The following is a 15,587-nucleotide window of genomic DNA, read 5'->3' on the forward strand; positions in this document are numbered from 1 at the left end:
TGCAATGGACACTCAGTCGGCAGCAGCCCGGCACCTGTGGATGCACTTCTCCCGCATGGGGAATTACCAGGACTCGCCGGTCCCGGTGATCACCCGCGGCGAGGGCGTGCACGTGTGGGACGACCGCGGCCGTCGGATCCTCGACGGATTGGCCGGGCTTTTCGTCGTGCAGGCCGGGCACGGTCGCCGCGAACTCGTGGAAGTCGCCGCACAGCAGGCGAACGAGCTGGCGTACTTCCCGATTTGGGGCTATGCCACGAAACCGGCGGCGGAACTGGCCGAGCGGCTCGCGCATCTCGCACCGGGCGACCTTAACCGGGTCTTCTTCACCACCGGCGGCGGCGAGGCGGTCGAGTCCGCGTGGAAGGTCGCGAAGCAGTACTTCAAGCTGACCGGAAAACCCGGCAAGCACAAGGTGATCAGCCGCGCGGTGGCCTACCACGGCACGCCGCACGGCGCGCTCGCGATCACCGGCCTGCCCGCGATGAAGAAAGACTTCGAACCGCTCGCGCCCGGCGGCTTCCGTGTGCCGAACACCAACCTGTACCGGCATCCGGAGTTCGCCGACGACCTCGAGGCGTTCGGCCGCTGGGCCGCGGACCGGATCGAGGAGGCGATCCTGTTCGAGGGCGCGGACACGGTCGCCGCGGTCGTGCTCGAACCGGTCCAGAACTCCGGCGGCTGCCTCACGCCGCCGCCCGGATACTTCGAGCGGGTGCGGGAAATCTGCGACCGGCACGACGTGCTCCTGGTCGCCGACGAGGTGATCTGCGCGTTCGGCAGGCACGGCACGACGTTCGCCAGCGAGAAGTTCGGCCTCCAGCCGGACCTGCTGACCTGCGCCAAGGGGCTGAGCTCCGGCTACAGCCCGATCGCCGCGCTGATCGCGTCGGACCGGGTGATGGAGCCCTTCCTCGGCGGAGGAGTCGCCTTCCCGCACGGCTACACCTTCGGCGGGCACCCGGTGTCGGCCGCGGTCGCGCTCGCGAACCTCGACCTGATGGAACGGGAAGGGCTCAACCAGCGCGTACTGGACAATCAGGGCGCGTTCGAATCGACCCTGGGCAAGCTGCTGGACCTGCCGATCGTCGGCGACGTCCGCGGCGACGGCTACTTCTGGGCCGTCGAACTGGTCAAGGACAAGGCGACCCGCGAGACGTTCAACGCCGACGAACGGGAACGCCTCGTCCGCGGCTTCCTGCCGGGCGCGCTGTTCGACCGCGGCCTCTACTGCCGTCCGGACGACCGGGGCGACGTGGTCGTCCAGTTCGCCCCGCCGCTGATCGCCGGGCAGGCGGAATTCGACGAAATGGAACAAATCCTGCGGGATGCGCTGCTGGAGGCGCAAAAACTCGTCTGAGCCAGCTGGCGAGGGAGGAGGCCGGGACCGTCTGGTCCCGGTCTTCTTCCGTGCCGTCGCTTATCATGAGCGCCAAGGAATCCTGACCGCGAGGCGGCGCGCATGCCCGAGCACGAACCCGGCCTCGACCGCCGGCTGGCCGACGCCATCGAGCGGCTCGGGAACGGCCTGCGCGCGCTTTCCCAGCGCAGCGCCCGCACGCGGGGCCTTTCGCCGCTGCAACAACAGGCGGTGCTGTCCCTGTCGCGCCACCCCGCGCCGCGCCGCGAGGTGAACGCACTGGCCGCGGAATTCGACGTGACCACGCCGACGATGTCCGACGCGGTCAGCGCCCTGGAACGCAAGGAACTCCTCACGCGCTCACCCGGCTCGGACGGCCGGCGCCGCCTGCTGACTTTGACCGACCGCGGCTTTGCAGCCGCTGCCTCGCTGTCGGCATGGGATCAGCAACTGGTGGCGTCGCTGGCCGGGGTACCGGAGCCGGATCGGGCCACGACACTGAATACGTTGTTGCGGGTGATCGCGGACCTGCAGCGCGGCGGTGCGATCAGCGTGGCCCGGGTGTGCACGACGTGCCGATTCTTCGGACGGAACGAGCATGCCGATCCGAGGGCTCCGCACCACTGCCATTTGATGCGGAAACCGTTGGCACTGAACGAATTGCGCACCGATTGCCCGGAACACGAGCAGGCGTCCGCCTGACCTCCCGCGCCATAAGCCGGATCCGCGTCGACGCAGTTGTCGTTATTCCGCTCGACCGAGCAGCTATTCCCATCGAGTCAATTAGCGTTTCCGACCCCGCCGACGACCGTCCGCTCAATTCCGAACACCCGCGTCAGAACTGTCAGAAGCTGAAGATCTTCCAGTCAGTCCTCGCTGTCGCGCACCACAAGCGCGATCTGCACCCGGTTCACCACGCCCAGCTTCGCGAAGAGGCTGCTCGTATGCGCCTTCACCGTCGCCACGCTGATGTGCAGCCGTTCCCCGACCTCGGCGTTCGACAGCCCCTCCGCGATCGCCCGCGCGGTGTCCCGTTCGCGTTCGGTCAACGCGGCCAGCCGCGCCCGCGCCGCCTCCCGCGCGGTACGCCGGGTCTCCGACGACTGCGGCCCCATCGCCGCGGTGATCAACCTGCTGGTGGCCGCCGGGGACAGCGCCGGATTCCCGTCGGCGACCGTGCGCACCGCGGCCAGGATGTCCGGCGGCGGGGTGTCCTTGAGCACGAACCCGAGCGCCCCGGCGCGCAGTGCGCCGAGCACCATCTCGTCGGAGTCGAAGGTGGTCAGCACCAGGATCCGCGGCGGGTCCGGCCAGCCGAGGATGGCTTCGGTCGCGCTCAGGCCGTCGCGGCCGGGCATCCGCACGTCCATCAGCACGACGTCCGGCCGGATCCGGCGGACCTCGGCGATCGCGGCGTCGCCGTCCGCGGCCTCGCCGGCGACCTCCAAGTCGGCTTCGCCGTCGAGCATGAGCCGCAACGACATCCGCACCAGCTGATCGTCGTCGACGATCACGACCCGCACCCGGTCCACTCACTCGCTCCCTTCGCCGCGGGCAGGCCACGGCAGCCACGCGGTCAGCACGAACCCGCCGCCCGGGTCCGCGTGATGGTCAAGTTCACCACCGGCGAGCTCGACCCGCTCGGACAGCCCCAGCAACCCGAACCCGGCCGACGGCGGCGGCTTCTCTCCCCACGCCGCCCCCGAATCCCGCACAGTCACGCGCAGGCCGTCGCCCTCCCCGCCCTCCACCGTGACACGCACTTCCGCGCCAGGTGCGTGTTTCCCGGCGTTGGTCAGTCCTTCTTGGACAATCCGGTACACCGTCCGCGCAAGCAGATCCGGCGGCGTACCGATGGATTCCGGGGTGTACGCGACGTTGACCCCCAGCGCCCGAGCATCCGCGACCAGCGCGGGCAACGCCGCGAGCGACGGCTGCGGCGGCTCAAGCCCGCCCGGGCTCGCCCGCAGCACGCCGAGCACCTCCCGCAACTCCTCCAACGCCTGATGCGCCCCGTCAGCGATCCCCTTGGCCAGCAGCGACACCTGGTCGGGAGCCAGGTCCGTCCGGTGCCCCAGCACCCCGGCCTGCATCGCGACCAGCGAAACCCGGTGTGCGAGGACGTCATGCATCTCCCGCGCGATCCGGTGCCGCTCGACGATCCGCGCCTCCGCCGCCCGAGCGACCTGCTCGCGTTCCGCACTCTCCGCACGTTCCCGCAGCGACCTCAACTCTTCGCGGCGCGCCCCGACCGCCGCCCCGACCGCCACGACGATGCCGGTGATCAGCACGATGAGCGCCACCGACAACCACCAGGGGTCAGGATCCGCACCGCGCGGGTAAAGCCCTTCGGTCACCGCACCGGTCAGGACGCAGCCGATCCCGATCACCGTGGTCTCTAACGGCTTGCGCCGGGTGGCGAGCGACCCGAGCACGAGCAACGCGGCACCGCCGGCAGAGGTGGAAACCGCCGAGACGATCACCACGCCGGTGGCGACCGGGAGCGGATACCGCCGCCGCCACAGGCTCGCGACCAGGCACCCGGCCCCGATCACCGGGTCGCCGAAGATCAGCCACCCGATCCGCGGATCGTCGGACCCCTCCGGCAGCTGCGCGGCGACCGCGACCCAGGCGAGCAGGCCGACCAGCGCGGCCAGGACCAGCCGCCACCCCTGCTGCCACGGTTTGAGCTTGGCCTGCGCGACGGTCACCCGGCCATCCTCGCCGATCCGCCCCGGCCGTGCAGCAGCCCCGGGCACAGCGCGCACCTAGACCAAAGTCTTAACCGGACCCGCGCCCCGACTTTGGTCGGCCGCGAATCGCGCCCCAGGTCCGATGCGCGGCACGCGGCCCGCCCACAGACTGGAAACACCAACGAACCGGGGAGAACACATGAGCAAGGGCGGCTACGGAGCCGTGCAGGCGGTCGGCATGGTGCTCACGATCGTGTGCGCACAGGCCGTCATCCGCAGCTTCTTCGACCACGAGACCCACCAGCTGTGGGGCGCGTTCACCTGGGTGCCCGGCGGCTGGACCGGACAGCTGATCTCCCTGCTGGTGCTGGTTGCCGCCGGGCTGACGCTGGCCGGATGGGCGAACAACCGGGCCAAGGCGAAAGACCGGACCGACTGAACGAGTGTTGCCGCGCAACGGTTTCGCGCGGCGGGTTATGGTCGGGCCGACCGCCTCCCGAGGGAAAGCACGAGCCCATGGTCAGCCCGCCGGAAACCGGATCCGCTCCGCTCGACGCGTCCGTGGACGCGCTTTCCGACGTACTCGATTCGATCCGCCTGCGCGGCGGCGAGCTGCTGATCGTCCGCGCCGCCGACGGACGCGAGTTCCGGCACCGGGCCGGGGAACGAATCCTGCACCTCGTCGAGCGGGGCCCGGTGCACCTGCGGATCGCCGGGGCCGAGCCGCACACCCTCGAAGCGGGCGACCTCGCGCTGCTGGCCGCGGGGGCCGCGCACCAGCTTCGCGCGCCTGAGGGCGGGGTGTGGATGAGCGGCCGGTTCTCCGTCGAGGAGAACGTCGCCGCGCCGTTGCTCGCCGTGCTGCCGCCGTCGATCGTGATCCGCGGCGCGGACGTCGGCTTCGAGCGGGTCTCGCTCGGCGCCGGTCTGCTCGCCGCCGAGTTCGCCGACCCGAGCGCCGGGTCGCGGGTCATGGTCGCCAAGCTGCTGGAACTGCTGTTCATCCTCGCGCTGCGCGCGTGGGCGGCGGCCGAACGGACGCCGGATCCGGGCTGGCTGACCGCCGCGCTGGACCGTCCGCTCGGCCCGGCCCTCACCGCGATCCACCGCGACCCGGAGCAGGCCTGGCCGGTGGAGCGGCTGGCCGAACTCGCCGCGATGTCCCGCGCGGCGTTCTCCGCGCGGTTCGTCCGCCTCGTGGGCGAATCCCCGGGCCGCTACCTGACCCGCCTGCGACTGGCCCGCGCGGCCGAGCGGCTGTCGGCCACTTCGGACTCGGTCGGCTCGATCGCCCGCGCGGTCGGCTATACCTCCGAAGCGGCCTTCTCCCGGGCATTCACCCGGGCCTACGGACGCTCGCCAAGAGCCTGGCGAGCGTCCCCCTGACGAGCGGTTCGGCAAAGTACCCCAGCCAATCGGTCATGTAACTTGCCCGATCGTCCGCCTAGGCTGAATGGCGTAAGCCGCACTCAGCACAGATCGGACGGGCAAATGGAACAAGTCGCGAAGCCGGACACAGTCGTTCTGATCCACGGACTGTGGATGACGCCGCTGTCGTGGGAGCACTGGGTCACGCACTACGAACAGCGAGGCCTGAAGGTCCTCACCCCCGGCTATCCCGGAATCGAGCCGGGCACCGCGGGCGTCGAGGCGATCCGCAACGACCCCTCGCCGCTGGCAGGCCTCGGTGTGCGCGAGATCGTCGACCACCTCACCGAGTTCATCGCCGCCCTGGACACCAAGCCGATCATCATGGGCCACTCCTTCGGCGGCGCCTTCGTGCAACTGCTGCTGGACGCCGGTCTCGGCGCGGCGGGCGTGTCCATCGACGGTGCCGCGGTGAAGGGTGTGAAGGCGCTTCCGTTCAGCGAGATCAAATCGACTTTCCCGGTGCTGAAGAATCCGGCCAACCGAGACCGCGCGGTGCCGATCACCGAGAAGGAATTCCACTACGCCTTCACCAACAACCTGAGCGTCGAAGAGTCCAAAGAGGTTTTCGACCGCTACACGATCCCCGTCTCCGGCCGAATGCTGTTCCAGGGCGGTTTCGCGAACTTCACGCCGAACGCCTCGACCACCTACAATTTCGCCAACGACGACCGCGCCCCGCTCCTGTTCATCGCCGGCGGCAACGACCACATCCTCCCGCCCGCGGTGCAGCACGAGAACTATCAGAAAAACGCCAAACACTCCGAGGCCGTCACCGCGTACAAACTGTTCCCCGGCCGCAGTCACTTCACCTGCGGCGAAAAAGGCTGGGAAAAAGTCGCCGACTTCGCCCTGGACTGGGCGCTCGCCCCGACCGCCGGAGAACTCAGCTGACCTCCGGCCCGAGCGCCGCATACGTCTCCGGCCGCCTCCGTCGCAAGTAGACCGCCATCGCCAACCCCGCGACAATCAGAATCGGCAACAACCACGGCAACAGTCCGATCCACGCCGCGTCCGACCCGGCCATAGTCGGAAAGTTCAGCACGGCCAGCACAATCACGCCGATCAGCCCGGCCCCGCCGAGCCCAGGCGCGACGAACGTGCTCCACCAATGCGGATCGCGCCGCTGCCGGAAGAACACCACCACCGCGATCGACGCCATCGCCTGCAGCACGAGAATCGCCAACGTCCCGAACCCGGTCATCGACGACGTCAAGAACGCGACCGGGTCGAGCCCCAGCACCGCGAAGATCGCCGCGACCACGGTGGCGAACCCGATCTGCGCCGCGCTGGCGTTGCGCGGTGTACCAGAAACCGTGTGCCCCAACACCTTCGGCAGCACACCGTCCCTCGCAAGCGCGTAGATGTAGCGACTGGCGGAGTTGTGCAGCGCCAGCAAAGCGGCGAAAAGGCTGACCACCAGCAGGAGTTGCATGACATCGGTGAGCGCGGTGCCAAGAACGTCCTGCGAGGTGGCGAGCAACAGGTCACCCGCCGCAAGATGGTCCTGCGCCACGGATTTCGCGTTCTCCACCCCGATCGCACTCACCAACGCCAGCGACGTCACCGCCGCGAATACTCCGATCGCGATCACCGCGATGTAGGTAGCCCGAGGCACCGACTTGTTCGGGTCACGTGCTTCCTCACTGAACAGCGCTGTCGCCTCAAACCCGATAAAACACGTGGCAGCAAACAACAACCCCAGTCCGATGGACCCCGATGTCACGACCGCGGGCGACAACGCGCTGAACGAATACCCCGACTTCACGAGCACCGCGACGTCGAACACAACGAGGATGCTGACCTCGAGAATCAGCGACACAGCCAGCACTTTCGCCGAAACGTCAACCCCGCGCCTGCTCAACAGAAACACCGCGGCAACCGACAACCCCGCCCAGAACTCCCACGGCAGATCAAGGTGGAAGACCCGGTTGACGACACCCCCGGTCAACGCACCAGAGGTCCCGACCGCCCCCGCCACGAAACAGTTGTACCCAGCCAACGCGACGAACGCCCCGGAAAGCCCGGCCGGCCGTCCCAGCGCCGCGACCAGATACGCGTAGAAGCCACCGGCGTTGGAGACGTACCGGCTCATCCGCGCATACCCGATGCCGAACAACAACAGCACCACCCCAGCGATCAGGAACGACGCAGGCATCCCGCCACCGTTGCCCAGCGCGATCCCCAACCCCGCGATCACGACCATTCCCGTCAACGGCGCGACAGCCGCCAACACGAGAAACGCGATCCCGCCAGTGCCAAGCGCGTTAGCGCGAAGCTGCCCTTCGACGGCCTCCGGTGTCGACTGCTGTGCCATTCCAGGCCTCCCGATCCGCGCGGGGCTCCCGTTGCCCCGCAGCGCCCCAGTGTGCTTGCTCGAGACCTGATCGCCTTGTCGTCGCGGGCAGAGGTCTTGGCAATCCGCGCACCTCACCCCCCGGTCGCGCGTTCCGTGAGGGGAACCCTCACGGACTCAGATTCCCTCAAGAAGCCCTTCGCAGACCGCCCGAACCGCAGCCGATGCACCCAACGATCGAGGCACCCAGCCCCACCCCCGCACCCCGAACCGTCAGCACAATCAAACTTCGGGGCGCCCCACGCAACCACTCAAAAGCAATGTCGCCGCCAGGCGACGAGCCGACCTTCAGCCCAAAACCTCCCGCAACCGAACAGCGAACGCCTCCGGCTGCCCCGCATACCCGTTCTCCCCGCCGAGAAACCCCCCATGATGACTGGGAAACACAGTCACCTCCCGCCCGAGCAACCCAGCGACAGCCCGAACCGTCCGCCCGGTAAACGTATCCCCGGTCTCCTCCCCCACCGCCAGCACCAATCGATTCCCCGCGGCCTTCAACGCCTCGACATCCGGCACGTAATCAATAACCGGCCGAGACCGCGCAGACAACAACGGATCATCCCGCGCTCCGTCGTCCTCAACCGGCAACCCGAACTGCCCAGGATCGGCACTCGGCTGCGCGAAGTACTCCTCGGTGAACTCCCCGGCCCAACTGGTCATGGCGATAAACGCAGCCATCCCATGCCCCCACCCCTTGGCCAGATACCGCTCAGTCACCCCGTCGCACGCCCGCGCGGCAGCCGCCGCGTCCGGCAACGCCGAGATCGCCGGCGGCTCGTGCGCCACCAAGATCGCCACGTCCCCCGGATACTTCGCCACCAAGGCCAGCGCGGTAACCGCCCCGCCACTGCTGGCGAACACATCGACCGCCCCCGCCCCGAGCGCCTCGATCACCGCGTGCACGTCCTCGGCCTGCACCTCCGGCCGATTCTCCGTACTGCCGTCAGACCGGGTACTGCGCCCAAGCCCCCGCGGGTCGTAAGTAACAACAGTCCGCTCCGGAAACAACGACACGAGCGTAGTGAACCCGCTGGCGTCCATCGGCTGCCCGATCATCACCAGCGGCCGGTTCCCGTCCGAGACCGGCTGGTTGTGCACGTCGTAGACGATGTCCGCACCGTCGGTCTCAAGATGATGCGTGGGCATAGCGACACTCCCCGTGTCTCGCGAAAAACCTTTGCGCGCAGCCTACCCGATCGCCGCGGCCAAGGGTCCACAATGGACAAAGCAGCTCCCGCAACCGCATCGGCTATGCTGAACCCGTGGCAAATTCGGCAGGCAGCAAAGGAATGCCGCGCCCCGAACGGGAGCGGCTGATCCTCGACGCCGCCGTCCAGGAGTTCGGCGCCCAGGGCTACGCCCACGCCTCGGTAGCCGCCATCGCCCGCCGGGCGGAAATTTCCAAACCGCTCGTCTACGGCTACTTCGACTCCAAAGACGGCCTCTACCTGGCCTGTCTGCACCGAGGCGCGGCCCCGCTGGTCGACGCCGTCACCGAAGCCCAAACCGGCACCGGCCTCACCCGAGCCCTGGGCACCCTGGAAGCGATCTTCCGCACCCTGGAACCCCGCCGCCTGGACTGGGCAGTCCTCTGGGACCCCACCCTTCCCCCGAACTCCGCGGTAGACGAAGCAGCCCGCTCCTACCGTCGCAAACTGTCCGCACTAGGCGCGGAAGGCACCCAAGAAGCCTTGTCCACGGCCGGTTTCGCCGACCCGGCAGACGCGTCCCTGTTCGCCCGGATCTGGTACGGCGCGGTAGCAGCCACCGTCAACTGGTGGCTGGAACACCCGGAAGAACCCGCCGAAGTCACCACCCAACGCTGCGCGAGAATCCTCGCCTCCCTGCGCGGCTAACTTTCGCAATCCACCCACTCGAAATACCCGCTCCCCGACACCGGCCGCCGCCGAAACGCGCCGGAATACGTATACGCGCCGACATAACCGCGCCCATGCCCGTACCGCAACGGACTGTCCACAACGGCCTCCAACGCCACGACTTCCTCCGCCCCGTCCCGCACCGTCCACCGGAACCGCTCCGGCACCCGCATCTCCCGCCCCTGCGGATCAACCTCCGGTTCGGCCCGATAATCCACCTCGGCCTGGACCTCGCGAAACACCGCAGCGTCCCCGTCGAGCGTGCGCAGATGGGCAAGCCGGCAAGCCGTAGCCCCAGCCGCCCGGACATCGGTCAGCAACAACTGCGTCCGATCATCGAGATTGATTATTTGATAGGCAAAGAAGTCAATCGGCAGCTTGAACCGCTGAGGCAACGGGGTACGCCGAAGCGCTTGCGGCGAAACCGATCGCGCGTACTCAACAGTGCAAAGCCCGCCGATCTCAGTCTCACCAGTGTCGTCAGTGATCATTCCGGTAAAGGTGGCCAGCAGACTCAAGTGGTCATACGCGGGATTCCGCACGAACCAAGACACCTGAGGCGTGGCAGTGATCGCCAAGTCCGCCGAGAACCCGGTATAACGCGCATGCACCTGATACGACGGATGCGCCGCTTCGATAGCGAGATCCGAATCCCACTCCAGCCGCGAACCGTCCTCCGCGAACCGACATTCGGTGCGCGAATCGTAAGCCTGATAGTGATGATGCCCAGGCGCGGCAGTGGACGACAGGACAGTCGTAGTGCGGCGCGCATCGGAGGTAGCGAGGTAGTCGTTGTCGAAACAAACCGCGCCAGTGCTGCCGATCAGCGTCATCGTGTTGAGGTAGCGATGCGGCGCGGGCAGCTCCGGCACGAAGATGCCGTAATGCGTCCACGCCCAGGTCCGCGAATCCGGATGCGGCCGCAGCAGGCCGGGCCGGTCGAACGGCTTCGCGGACTCCTCGATCCGCTGGTCGAAGCGAGGGAGCACCCGGTTCACCACGAACGGCGCGGCAGCGGTCAGCACGCTCATCTTTCCTCCTCAGTGCCTATTACCCTAGAGTAAGTTACCCAAGGGTCAATTCGGAAGGAGCAGTCGGATGACACGGTCCTGGTGGGGTTGGGGCGACACTGCGGAAGCGCTGACCGCCGAAGAATCGAAAACGCTGGTCACGCGCACGTCCGCCGTCCTTCCCGCCCACGACTTCACCGACCACGCTCCTCCCTCGCCGGACGATCTGCCGGTGCCGCCGTCCCGGCTCCGTCCGCCCGCCGCGCTGGCCCGGCTGTGCTCGGCCGACCGGACCGACCGGCTGTCGCACGCGCGCGGCAAGGCATTCCGCGACGTCGTCCGGAACCTGGAAGGGCGGGTCGAAGCGGTGCCGGACGTCGTCGCTCGCCCAGAGTCCGAGCAGGACGTGCTCGACCTCCTGGATTGGTGTTCCACCAGCGGCACCCCGGTAATCCCGTACGGCGGCGGCAGTTCCGTCGCCGGCGGCATCGAACCGCGGTTCCCCGCGCCCGCGGTGTCGCTGGACCTCGGCCGCCTCGACCAGGTCGTGGAGATCGACAAGACGAGCCGCACCGCGCGCATCCAAGCCGGGGTGTACGGCCCCGCGCTGGAGGACCAGCTCCGCCCGCACCGCTTGACGCTGCGGCACTACCCCCAGTCGTTCACGCACTCCACGCTCGGCGGCTGGCTGGCGACCCGCGCCGGCGGCCACTTCGCCACGCTGGCCACACACATCGACGACCTCACCGAGTCTCTGCGCGTCGTGACTCCGGCCGGCGTCAGCGAGTCGCGACGGCTGCCCGGTTCGGGGGCCGGACCGTCGCCGGATCGGCTGTTCCTCGGCTCGGAAGGCACACTGGGCGTGATCACCGAAGCCTGGATGCGGCTGCAGGAACGTCCACGCTGGCAGGCGAAAGCGTCAGTGAGCTTCGCCAAGTACGCCGACGCAGTACGAGCGACCCGGGCGATCGCCCAGTCCGGCCTGTACCCGGCGAACTGCCGGCTCCTCGACGCGGCGGAAGCGTTCCTCAACACCGGCGTCCAGGCAGACGGCTTGCTGCTGCTCGCGTTCGAGTCCGCCGACCATCCGGTGGACGCGTGGCTGGACCGCGCGCTCGAACTCACCGCGGACCACGGCGGCACCGTCACCGCCCGCCGCGGCGAATCCGGTTCGGCGTGGCGATCGGCCTTCCTGCGGATGCCGTACCAGCGGGACGCGCTCGCCCGCCGGTCGATGGTGGTGGAGACCTTCGAAACGGCCTGCACCTGGGACGCGTTCGAGTCGCTGCACGAGGCAGTCACGACGGCCGCGAACGCGGCGATCGCCGAGATCTGCGGCGCGGGCGTGGTGACCTGCCGGTTCACCCACGTCTACCCGGGCGGCCCCGCGCCGTACTACGGCATCTACGCGACCGGCCGCTGGGGCAGCACCGTCGCACAGTGGGACGAGCTGAAAGCCGCTGTGTCCGAAGCGATTCTCGCCAACGGCGGCACAATCACCCACCATCACTCGGTCGGCCGCGACCACCGTCCGTGGTACGACCGGCAGCGCCCGGACCCGTTCGCTGCCGCCCTGTCCGCGGCGAAGGACGCCCTCGACCCGGCCGGAGTGCTGAACCCGGGCGTCCTGATCCGGTAGCCCTTACCGCCGCAGGTACCGCAACGCCCGCGCCGCCGCGTGACTGCCGCACATCCCGTGCGCGCCCGGTCCCGGCGGCGTGGCCGCGGAACACACGAAGTGCCCCGGCACGCCCACGTCGTACGGCTGCAAGGTCGCCCGCGGGCCGAACACCAGCTGTCGCACGTCTTTCGCTCCGGTAAGGATGTTCCCGCCGACGAAATTCGGGTTTCTCACAGCGAATTCCGCCGACGACGTGGTCACCGAGCCGATAATTCGTTCCCGGAAGCCCGGAGCGAATCGCTCGATCTGCGTGGTGATCGCCTCGGTAGCGTCGCCGGCGTATCCATGCGGCACATGCGCGTACGCCCACACCGGATGCACATCACCGACCGAACGGGACGGGTCGGCCAGATATTGCTGGCCCAGCAACACAAACGGTCGATCCGGCATCCGCCCATTGTGTACTTCACGCTCACCGGAAGCGACTTCCGCCGCCGATCCTCCCAAGTGGACAGTCCCAGCCGCCCGAGCTTCCGGCGACCGCCACGGAATTCCGTCCTGCACGGCGAAGTCCACTTTGAACGCACCGGGACCGTAGCGAAACCGCTCGTACGCCCGCCGGATCCGCGGCGGCAGCCGGTCGCCAAGCACCGATGCCAGTGCGCGAGGCCCGACGTCCCACACCACCACGTCCGCCCGAGGCAACTGCGAAACCGACTGCACCCGCACGCCGGTCTCGATCTTCCCGCCGAAGTCGGCCACCAGAGCGGCCAAGGCGTCGCTGATCGCCCGCGACCCGCCCTCCGCGACCGCCCAGCCATGCCGGTGACCAGCGGTGAGAATGCCGAGCCCGATCGCCGACGACAGCGGCCGGTCCAATGGCCGGAACGCATGCGCCGCAACGCCAAGCCACAGCGCACGAGCCTGTTCAGTGCGGAAATACCGGCCCAGCACGGTCGCCGGAGCGACCGTCGGCAGACCGAACCGGCCCAGCAACAACGGATGTTTCGGCACTCGCAGCAGCGGGCCGAGGATGTCCTCGCTCAGCGCGTCGTAGTTCTGCGCGGGCGACGAGAACAGCGCCGACCAGCGGCGTTCGTCCGAACCGAGCCCGGCTGCGGTGTCGGAGACCGAGCGCCGCAGGACCCCGGCGGTGCCGTCGTCGAGCGGATGCACGCAGTCGATCTCCGGCAGCCGCCAGCGCAGGCCGTACCGGTCGAGCCCGAGGTCGGTCAGCACCGGCGAGCCGACCGCCATCGGATGCGTCGCGGAGCAGTGGTCGTGCAGCAGACCGGGGACGATCGCCTCGTAAGTGCGGGTGCCGCCGCCGATCTCGTCGGCGGCCTCCAGCACCGTCACGTCGACCCCGGCGCGCGCCAGCACGGCCGCCGCGGCGAGCCCGTTGGGTCCGCTGCCGACCACCACCGCCGTAGTCATGCCAGCACGCTGCCGGTCTTGACCTGGTGAGCGGTCCAAGTGACGGTGAGCGGAATCGGGCCATTCGGCAGCCACGGCTGTTCGTTGACCGCGTCGGCCACCGTCCAGTGGCCGCGCTCGATCACGCCCAGCGCCGCGTCAATCACTTGGTAATGCTGCACCTTCGAGTGGATGGCCTGCGATTCGACCCACACCACGATCCACTCGCCGGGCGCGAACCCGATCCGCTTCTGCACCGCGTTGACGAAGCCGAGGTCGTGCAGGTGCCCGTCGCCGAAGTTGAAGCCGAGGATCGAATTGCAGCCGAACTCGGCCTCGCGCACAGTCCGCGCGTCGAGGTCCGGCAGGTTCTTCGCGAGCACCGAGAACAAACCGCGGCCCTGGCTGTGCATCGACCGCCAGGCGATCGTCTGCTGCATGGTGATCTCGGCGATTTCGGCCGGGTAGCCCATCGCTTGCAACTGGTCGACCTGGTTCTTCGTCGGCCGGTGCGGCAACGTGTTCAGCTTCGCCTCGGCACCCGGCGCGAATGCCCACAGCGCCGACGCCCAGTTGCCCGCGTACTGCCGCATCGACGGCAGGAACGACACCAGGTCCGGCCGCAGGTTGCCGAGAATCGGGAAGAACAGCAACGCGGCCGCGATCACGGCGGCGAGCCAGCCCGGCGTCATGTCGGCGACGCCGTATCCAGCGCTCGCCGGGAAGCCGAGGAACAGGAAGATCGCGAGGTAGCCGAAGAGGATGTTCCATTCCAGCGGCACGGCCAGCGGGAACGTGGACGTGATGAACAGGTGGAACACCACCATCAGCGCGACGCCGGCGAGCGTGACCCAGTGATTGGTGGAGAACAGCAGCACCAGCGGCGTAATGATTTCCACTGTCGTCCCGCCGACGTGCGCCATGAACGTCGCGAGCTTCGACGGCCGGATGTCGTTCGGGAAATCGCGGTAATGCGCCCGCTTCAGCCAGTTGAACGGCACACACGGGCTGTTGGACACCATCGGCGGCACCACATTGGTGAAGTGCTTGCCGAACTTCGAGACGCCCGCACCGATCCAGACCAGGCAGATCAACAGTTTCGCGGCGATGATCATGTTCACGAACGGAAGGAAGGCGAAGAACACCAACGCGGGCAGGTACTGTTCACCGCGCGCGGCAAGGAAAACCGTCTTGTCCCGCAAGCCATTCAGCACGTACAGCACGATCGGTGCGATCAGCAATGCCGGGCGCACGAGGCCCGAGGAGTTGTCCGGCAGCGCGGCCGACAGCGCAGCGTTCGGGACGCCGGGCAGCACGATAGCGGTCAGCAACGCGGCAAGGAAAGCCAGATACAGCAGCACATCGAAGCCGCTTCGCCGGTCGCCTTTGGTGAACGGGACACGCTTCCACGGCCGCAGCCGAATCGTGCCGGGGCGCGCCCAGAACAGGATCCCGCCGGTCATCGGCTTGAACTTGCCCGCGATCGGCCCCCAGGAACCGGCGACGCCGACCGCTTCCAGCAATACCGTCCACAGCACGAGCTTTTGGTAAACCACCGGTTCGCGCCACCACGCGGCGACGTCCCAGAACGGGCCGACGCCGGACGTCGCTGTCACCAGCGCCACCCCGGCCAGCACGTAAAGGAAGAGCAGCTTCACCACGTAGGTAGCCGGAATCATCTTGGGCGAGCCGAAGCCGAACTGGACCCAGTGCAGCGCGAGCGCTTTGGTCCGTTCGAACAATGGCTTCCGCAGGAAGGTTTCCGGATCGACCGGGGGAAAGTCGCCTGTCTTGAACCCCATTGTTCTCCGCCTTTCTCCGGGCAG

General features: G+C 68.3%; 14 protein-coding genes. 7 read left to right on the forward strand and 7 right to left on the reverse strand.

All coding sequences use genetic code 11. The features are described from left to right. The first annotated feature begins 4 nt into the window (after positions 1–4). The gene (locus ACZ7OI_RS22705; RefSeq protein ID WP_470266185.1) at positions 5–1,360 is read left to right on the forward strand and encodes an aspartate aminotransferase family protein; all 1,356 of its coding nucleotides are present in this window, start codon (positions 5–7) and stop codon (positions 1,358–1,360) included. Between the two features lie 102 nt (positions 1,361–1,462). Next, a complete protein-coding gene (locus ACZ7OI_RS22710; protein ID WP_470266186.1) occupies positions 1,463–2,062 on the forward strand; it encodes a MarR family winged helix-turn-helix transcriptional regulator in 600 nt (199 codons plus the stop codon). Between the two features lie 164 nt (positions 2,063–2,226). On the opposite strand, the gene ACZ7OI_RS22715 is transcribed toward ACZ7OI_RS22710, so the two are convergent. Continuing rightward, complete coding sequence (locus ACZ7OI_RS22715; RefSeq protein WP_470266187.1) at positions 2,227–2,892, reverse strand: response regulator transcription factor; 666 nt, start codon at positions 2,890–2,892, stop codon at positions 2,227–2,229. Then, positions 2,893–4,071, reverse strand: a complete 1,179-nt coding sequence (locus ACZ7OI_RS22720; protein ID WP_470266188.1) for a sensor histidine kinase — start codon at positions 4,069–4,071, stop codon at positions 2,893–2,895. A 181-nt stretch (positions 4,072–4,252) separates the two neighbouring features. Here ACZ7OI_RS22720 and ACZ7OI_RS22725 point away from each other — a divergent pair, with 181 nt between their 5' ends. From ACZ7OI_RS22725 to ACZ7OI_RS22735, 3 genes are all read left to right on the forward strand, one after another. Beyond that, on the forward strand, positions 4,253–4,492 hold the full coding sequence (locus ACZ7OI_RS22725) for a hypothetical protein (RefSeq protein WP_470266189.1): 240 nt from the start codon (positions 4,253–4,255) through the stop codon (positions 4,490–4,492). Positions 4,493–4,569: 77 nt separating this feature from the next. Next, on the forward strand, positions 4,570–5,439 hold the full coding sequence (locus ACZ7OI_RS22730) for a helix-turn-helix domain-containing protein (RefSeq protein ID WP_470266190.1): 870 nt from the start codon (positions 4,570–4,572) through the stop codon (positions 5,437–5,439). A gap of 105 nt (positions 5,440–5,544) precedes the next feature. Beyond that, on the forward strand, positions 5,545–6,375 hold the full coding sequence (locus tag ACZ7OI_RS22735; protein WP_470266191.1) for an alpha/beta hydrolase: 831 nt from the start codon (positions 5,545–5,547) through the stop codon (positions 6,373–6,375). Here ACZ7OI_RS22735 and ACZ7OI_RS22740 read toward each other — a convergent pair. Next, positions 6,368–7,798 carry an APC family permease gene (locus ACZ7OI_RS22740; RefSeq protein WP_470266192.1) on the reverse strand — a complete coding sequence of 477 codons (1,431 nt, stop codon included), beginning with the start codon at positions 7,796–7,798 and terminating at the stop codon, positions 6,368–6,370. The genes ACZ7OI_RS22735 and ACZ7OI_RS22740 overlap by 8 nt on opposite strands. A gap of 327 nt (positions 7,799–8,125) precedes the next feature. Further along, positions 8,126–8,983: an alpha/beta fold hydrolase gene (locus tag ACZ7OI_RS22745; RefSeq protein ID WP_470266193.1), complete on the reverse strand. Its 858-nt coding sequence runs from the start codon at positions 8,981–8,983 to the stop codon at positions 8,126–8,128. Between the two features lie 116 nt (positions 8,984–9,099). Here ACZ7OI_RS22745 and ACZ7OI_RS22750 point away from each other — a divergent pair, with 116 nt between their 5' ends. After that, positions 9,100–9,693 carry a TetR/AcrR family transcriptional regulator gene (locus ACZ7OI_RS22750; protein ID WP_470266194.1) on the forward strand — a complete coding sequence of 198 codons (594 nt, stop codon included), beginning with the start codon at positions 9,100–9,102 and terminating at the stop codon, positions 9,691–9,693. On the opposite strand, the gene ACZ7OI_RS22755 is transcribed toward ACZ7OI_RS22750, so the two are convergent. Continuing rightward, a complete protein-coding gene (locus ACZ7OI_RS22755) occupies positions 9,690–10,745 on the reverse strand; it encodes a DUF6670 family protein (protein WP_470266195.1) in 1,056 nt (351 codons plus the stop codon). The two genes, ACZ7OI_RS22750 and ACZ7OI_RS22755, sit on opposite strands and share 4 nt — an antisense overlap. A gap of 67 nt (positions 10,746–10,812) precedes the next feature. Between ACZ7OI_RS22755 and ACZ7OI_RS22760 the strand changes: the two genes are divergently transcribed. Beyond that, a complete protein-coding gene (locus ACZ7OI_RS22760; protein ID WP_470266196.1) occupies positions 10,813–12,363 on the forward strand; it encodes an FAD-binding oxidoreductase in 1,551 nt (516 codons plus the stop codon). Between the two features lie 3 nt (positions 12,364–12,366). Here the strand turns inward: ACZ7OI_RS22760 and ACZ7OI_RS22765 are convergent, their stop codons facing one another. Together ACZ7OI_RS22765 and ACZ7OI_RS22770 are read right to left on the reverse strand one after the other, a co-directional pair. Further along, positions 12,367–13,782 (reverse strand): phytoene desaturase family protein, encoded by a 1,416-nt coding sequence (locus ACZ7OI_RS22765; RefSeq protein WP_470266197.1) that lies wholly within the window; start codon positions 13,780–13,782, stop codon positions 12,367–12,369. Further along, positions 13,779–15,563, reverse strand: coding sequence for a DUF3556 domain-containing protein (locus ACZ7OI_RS22770; protein WP_470266198.1), 1,785 nt, complete (start codon positions 15,561–15,563; stop codon positions 13,779–13,781). The genes ACZ7OI_RS22765 and ACZ7OI_RS22770 overlap by 4 nt, the downstream gene beginning before the upstream one ends. Positions 15,564–15,587: the final 24 nt, after the last annotated feature.

Source organism: Amycolatopsis sp. NPDC114503, from assembly GCF_055633655.1.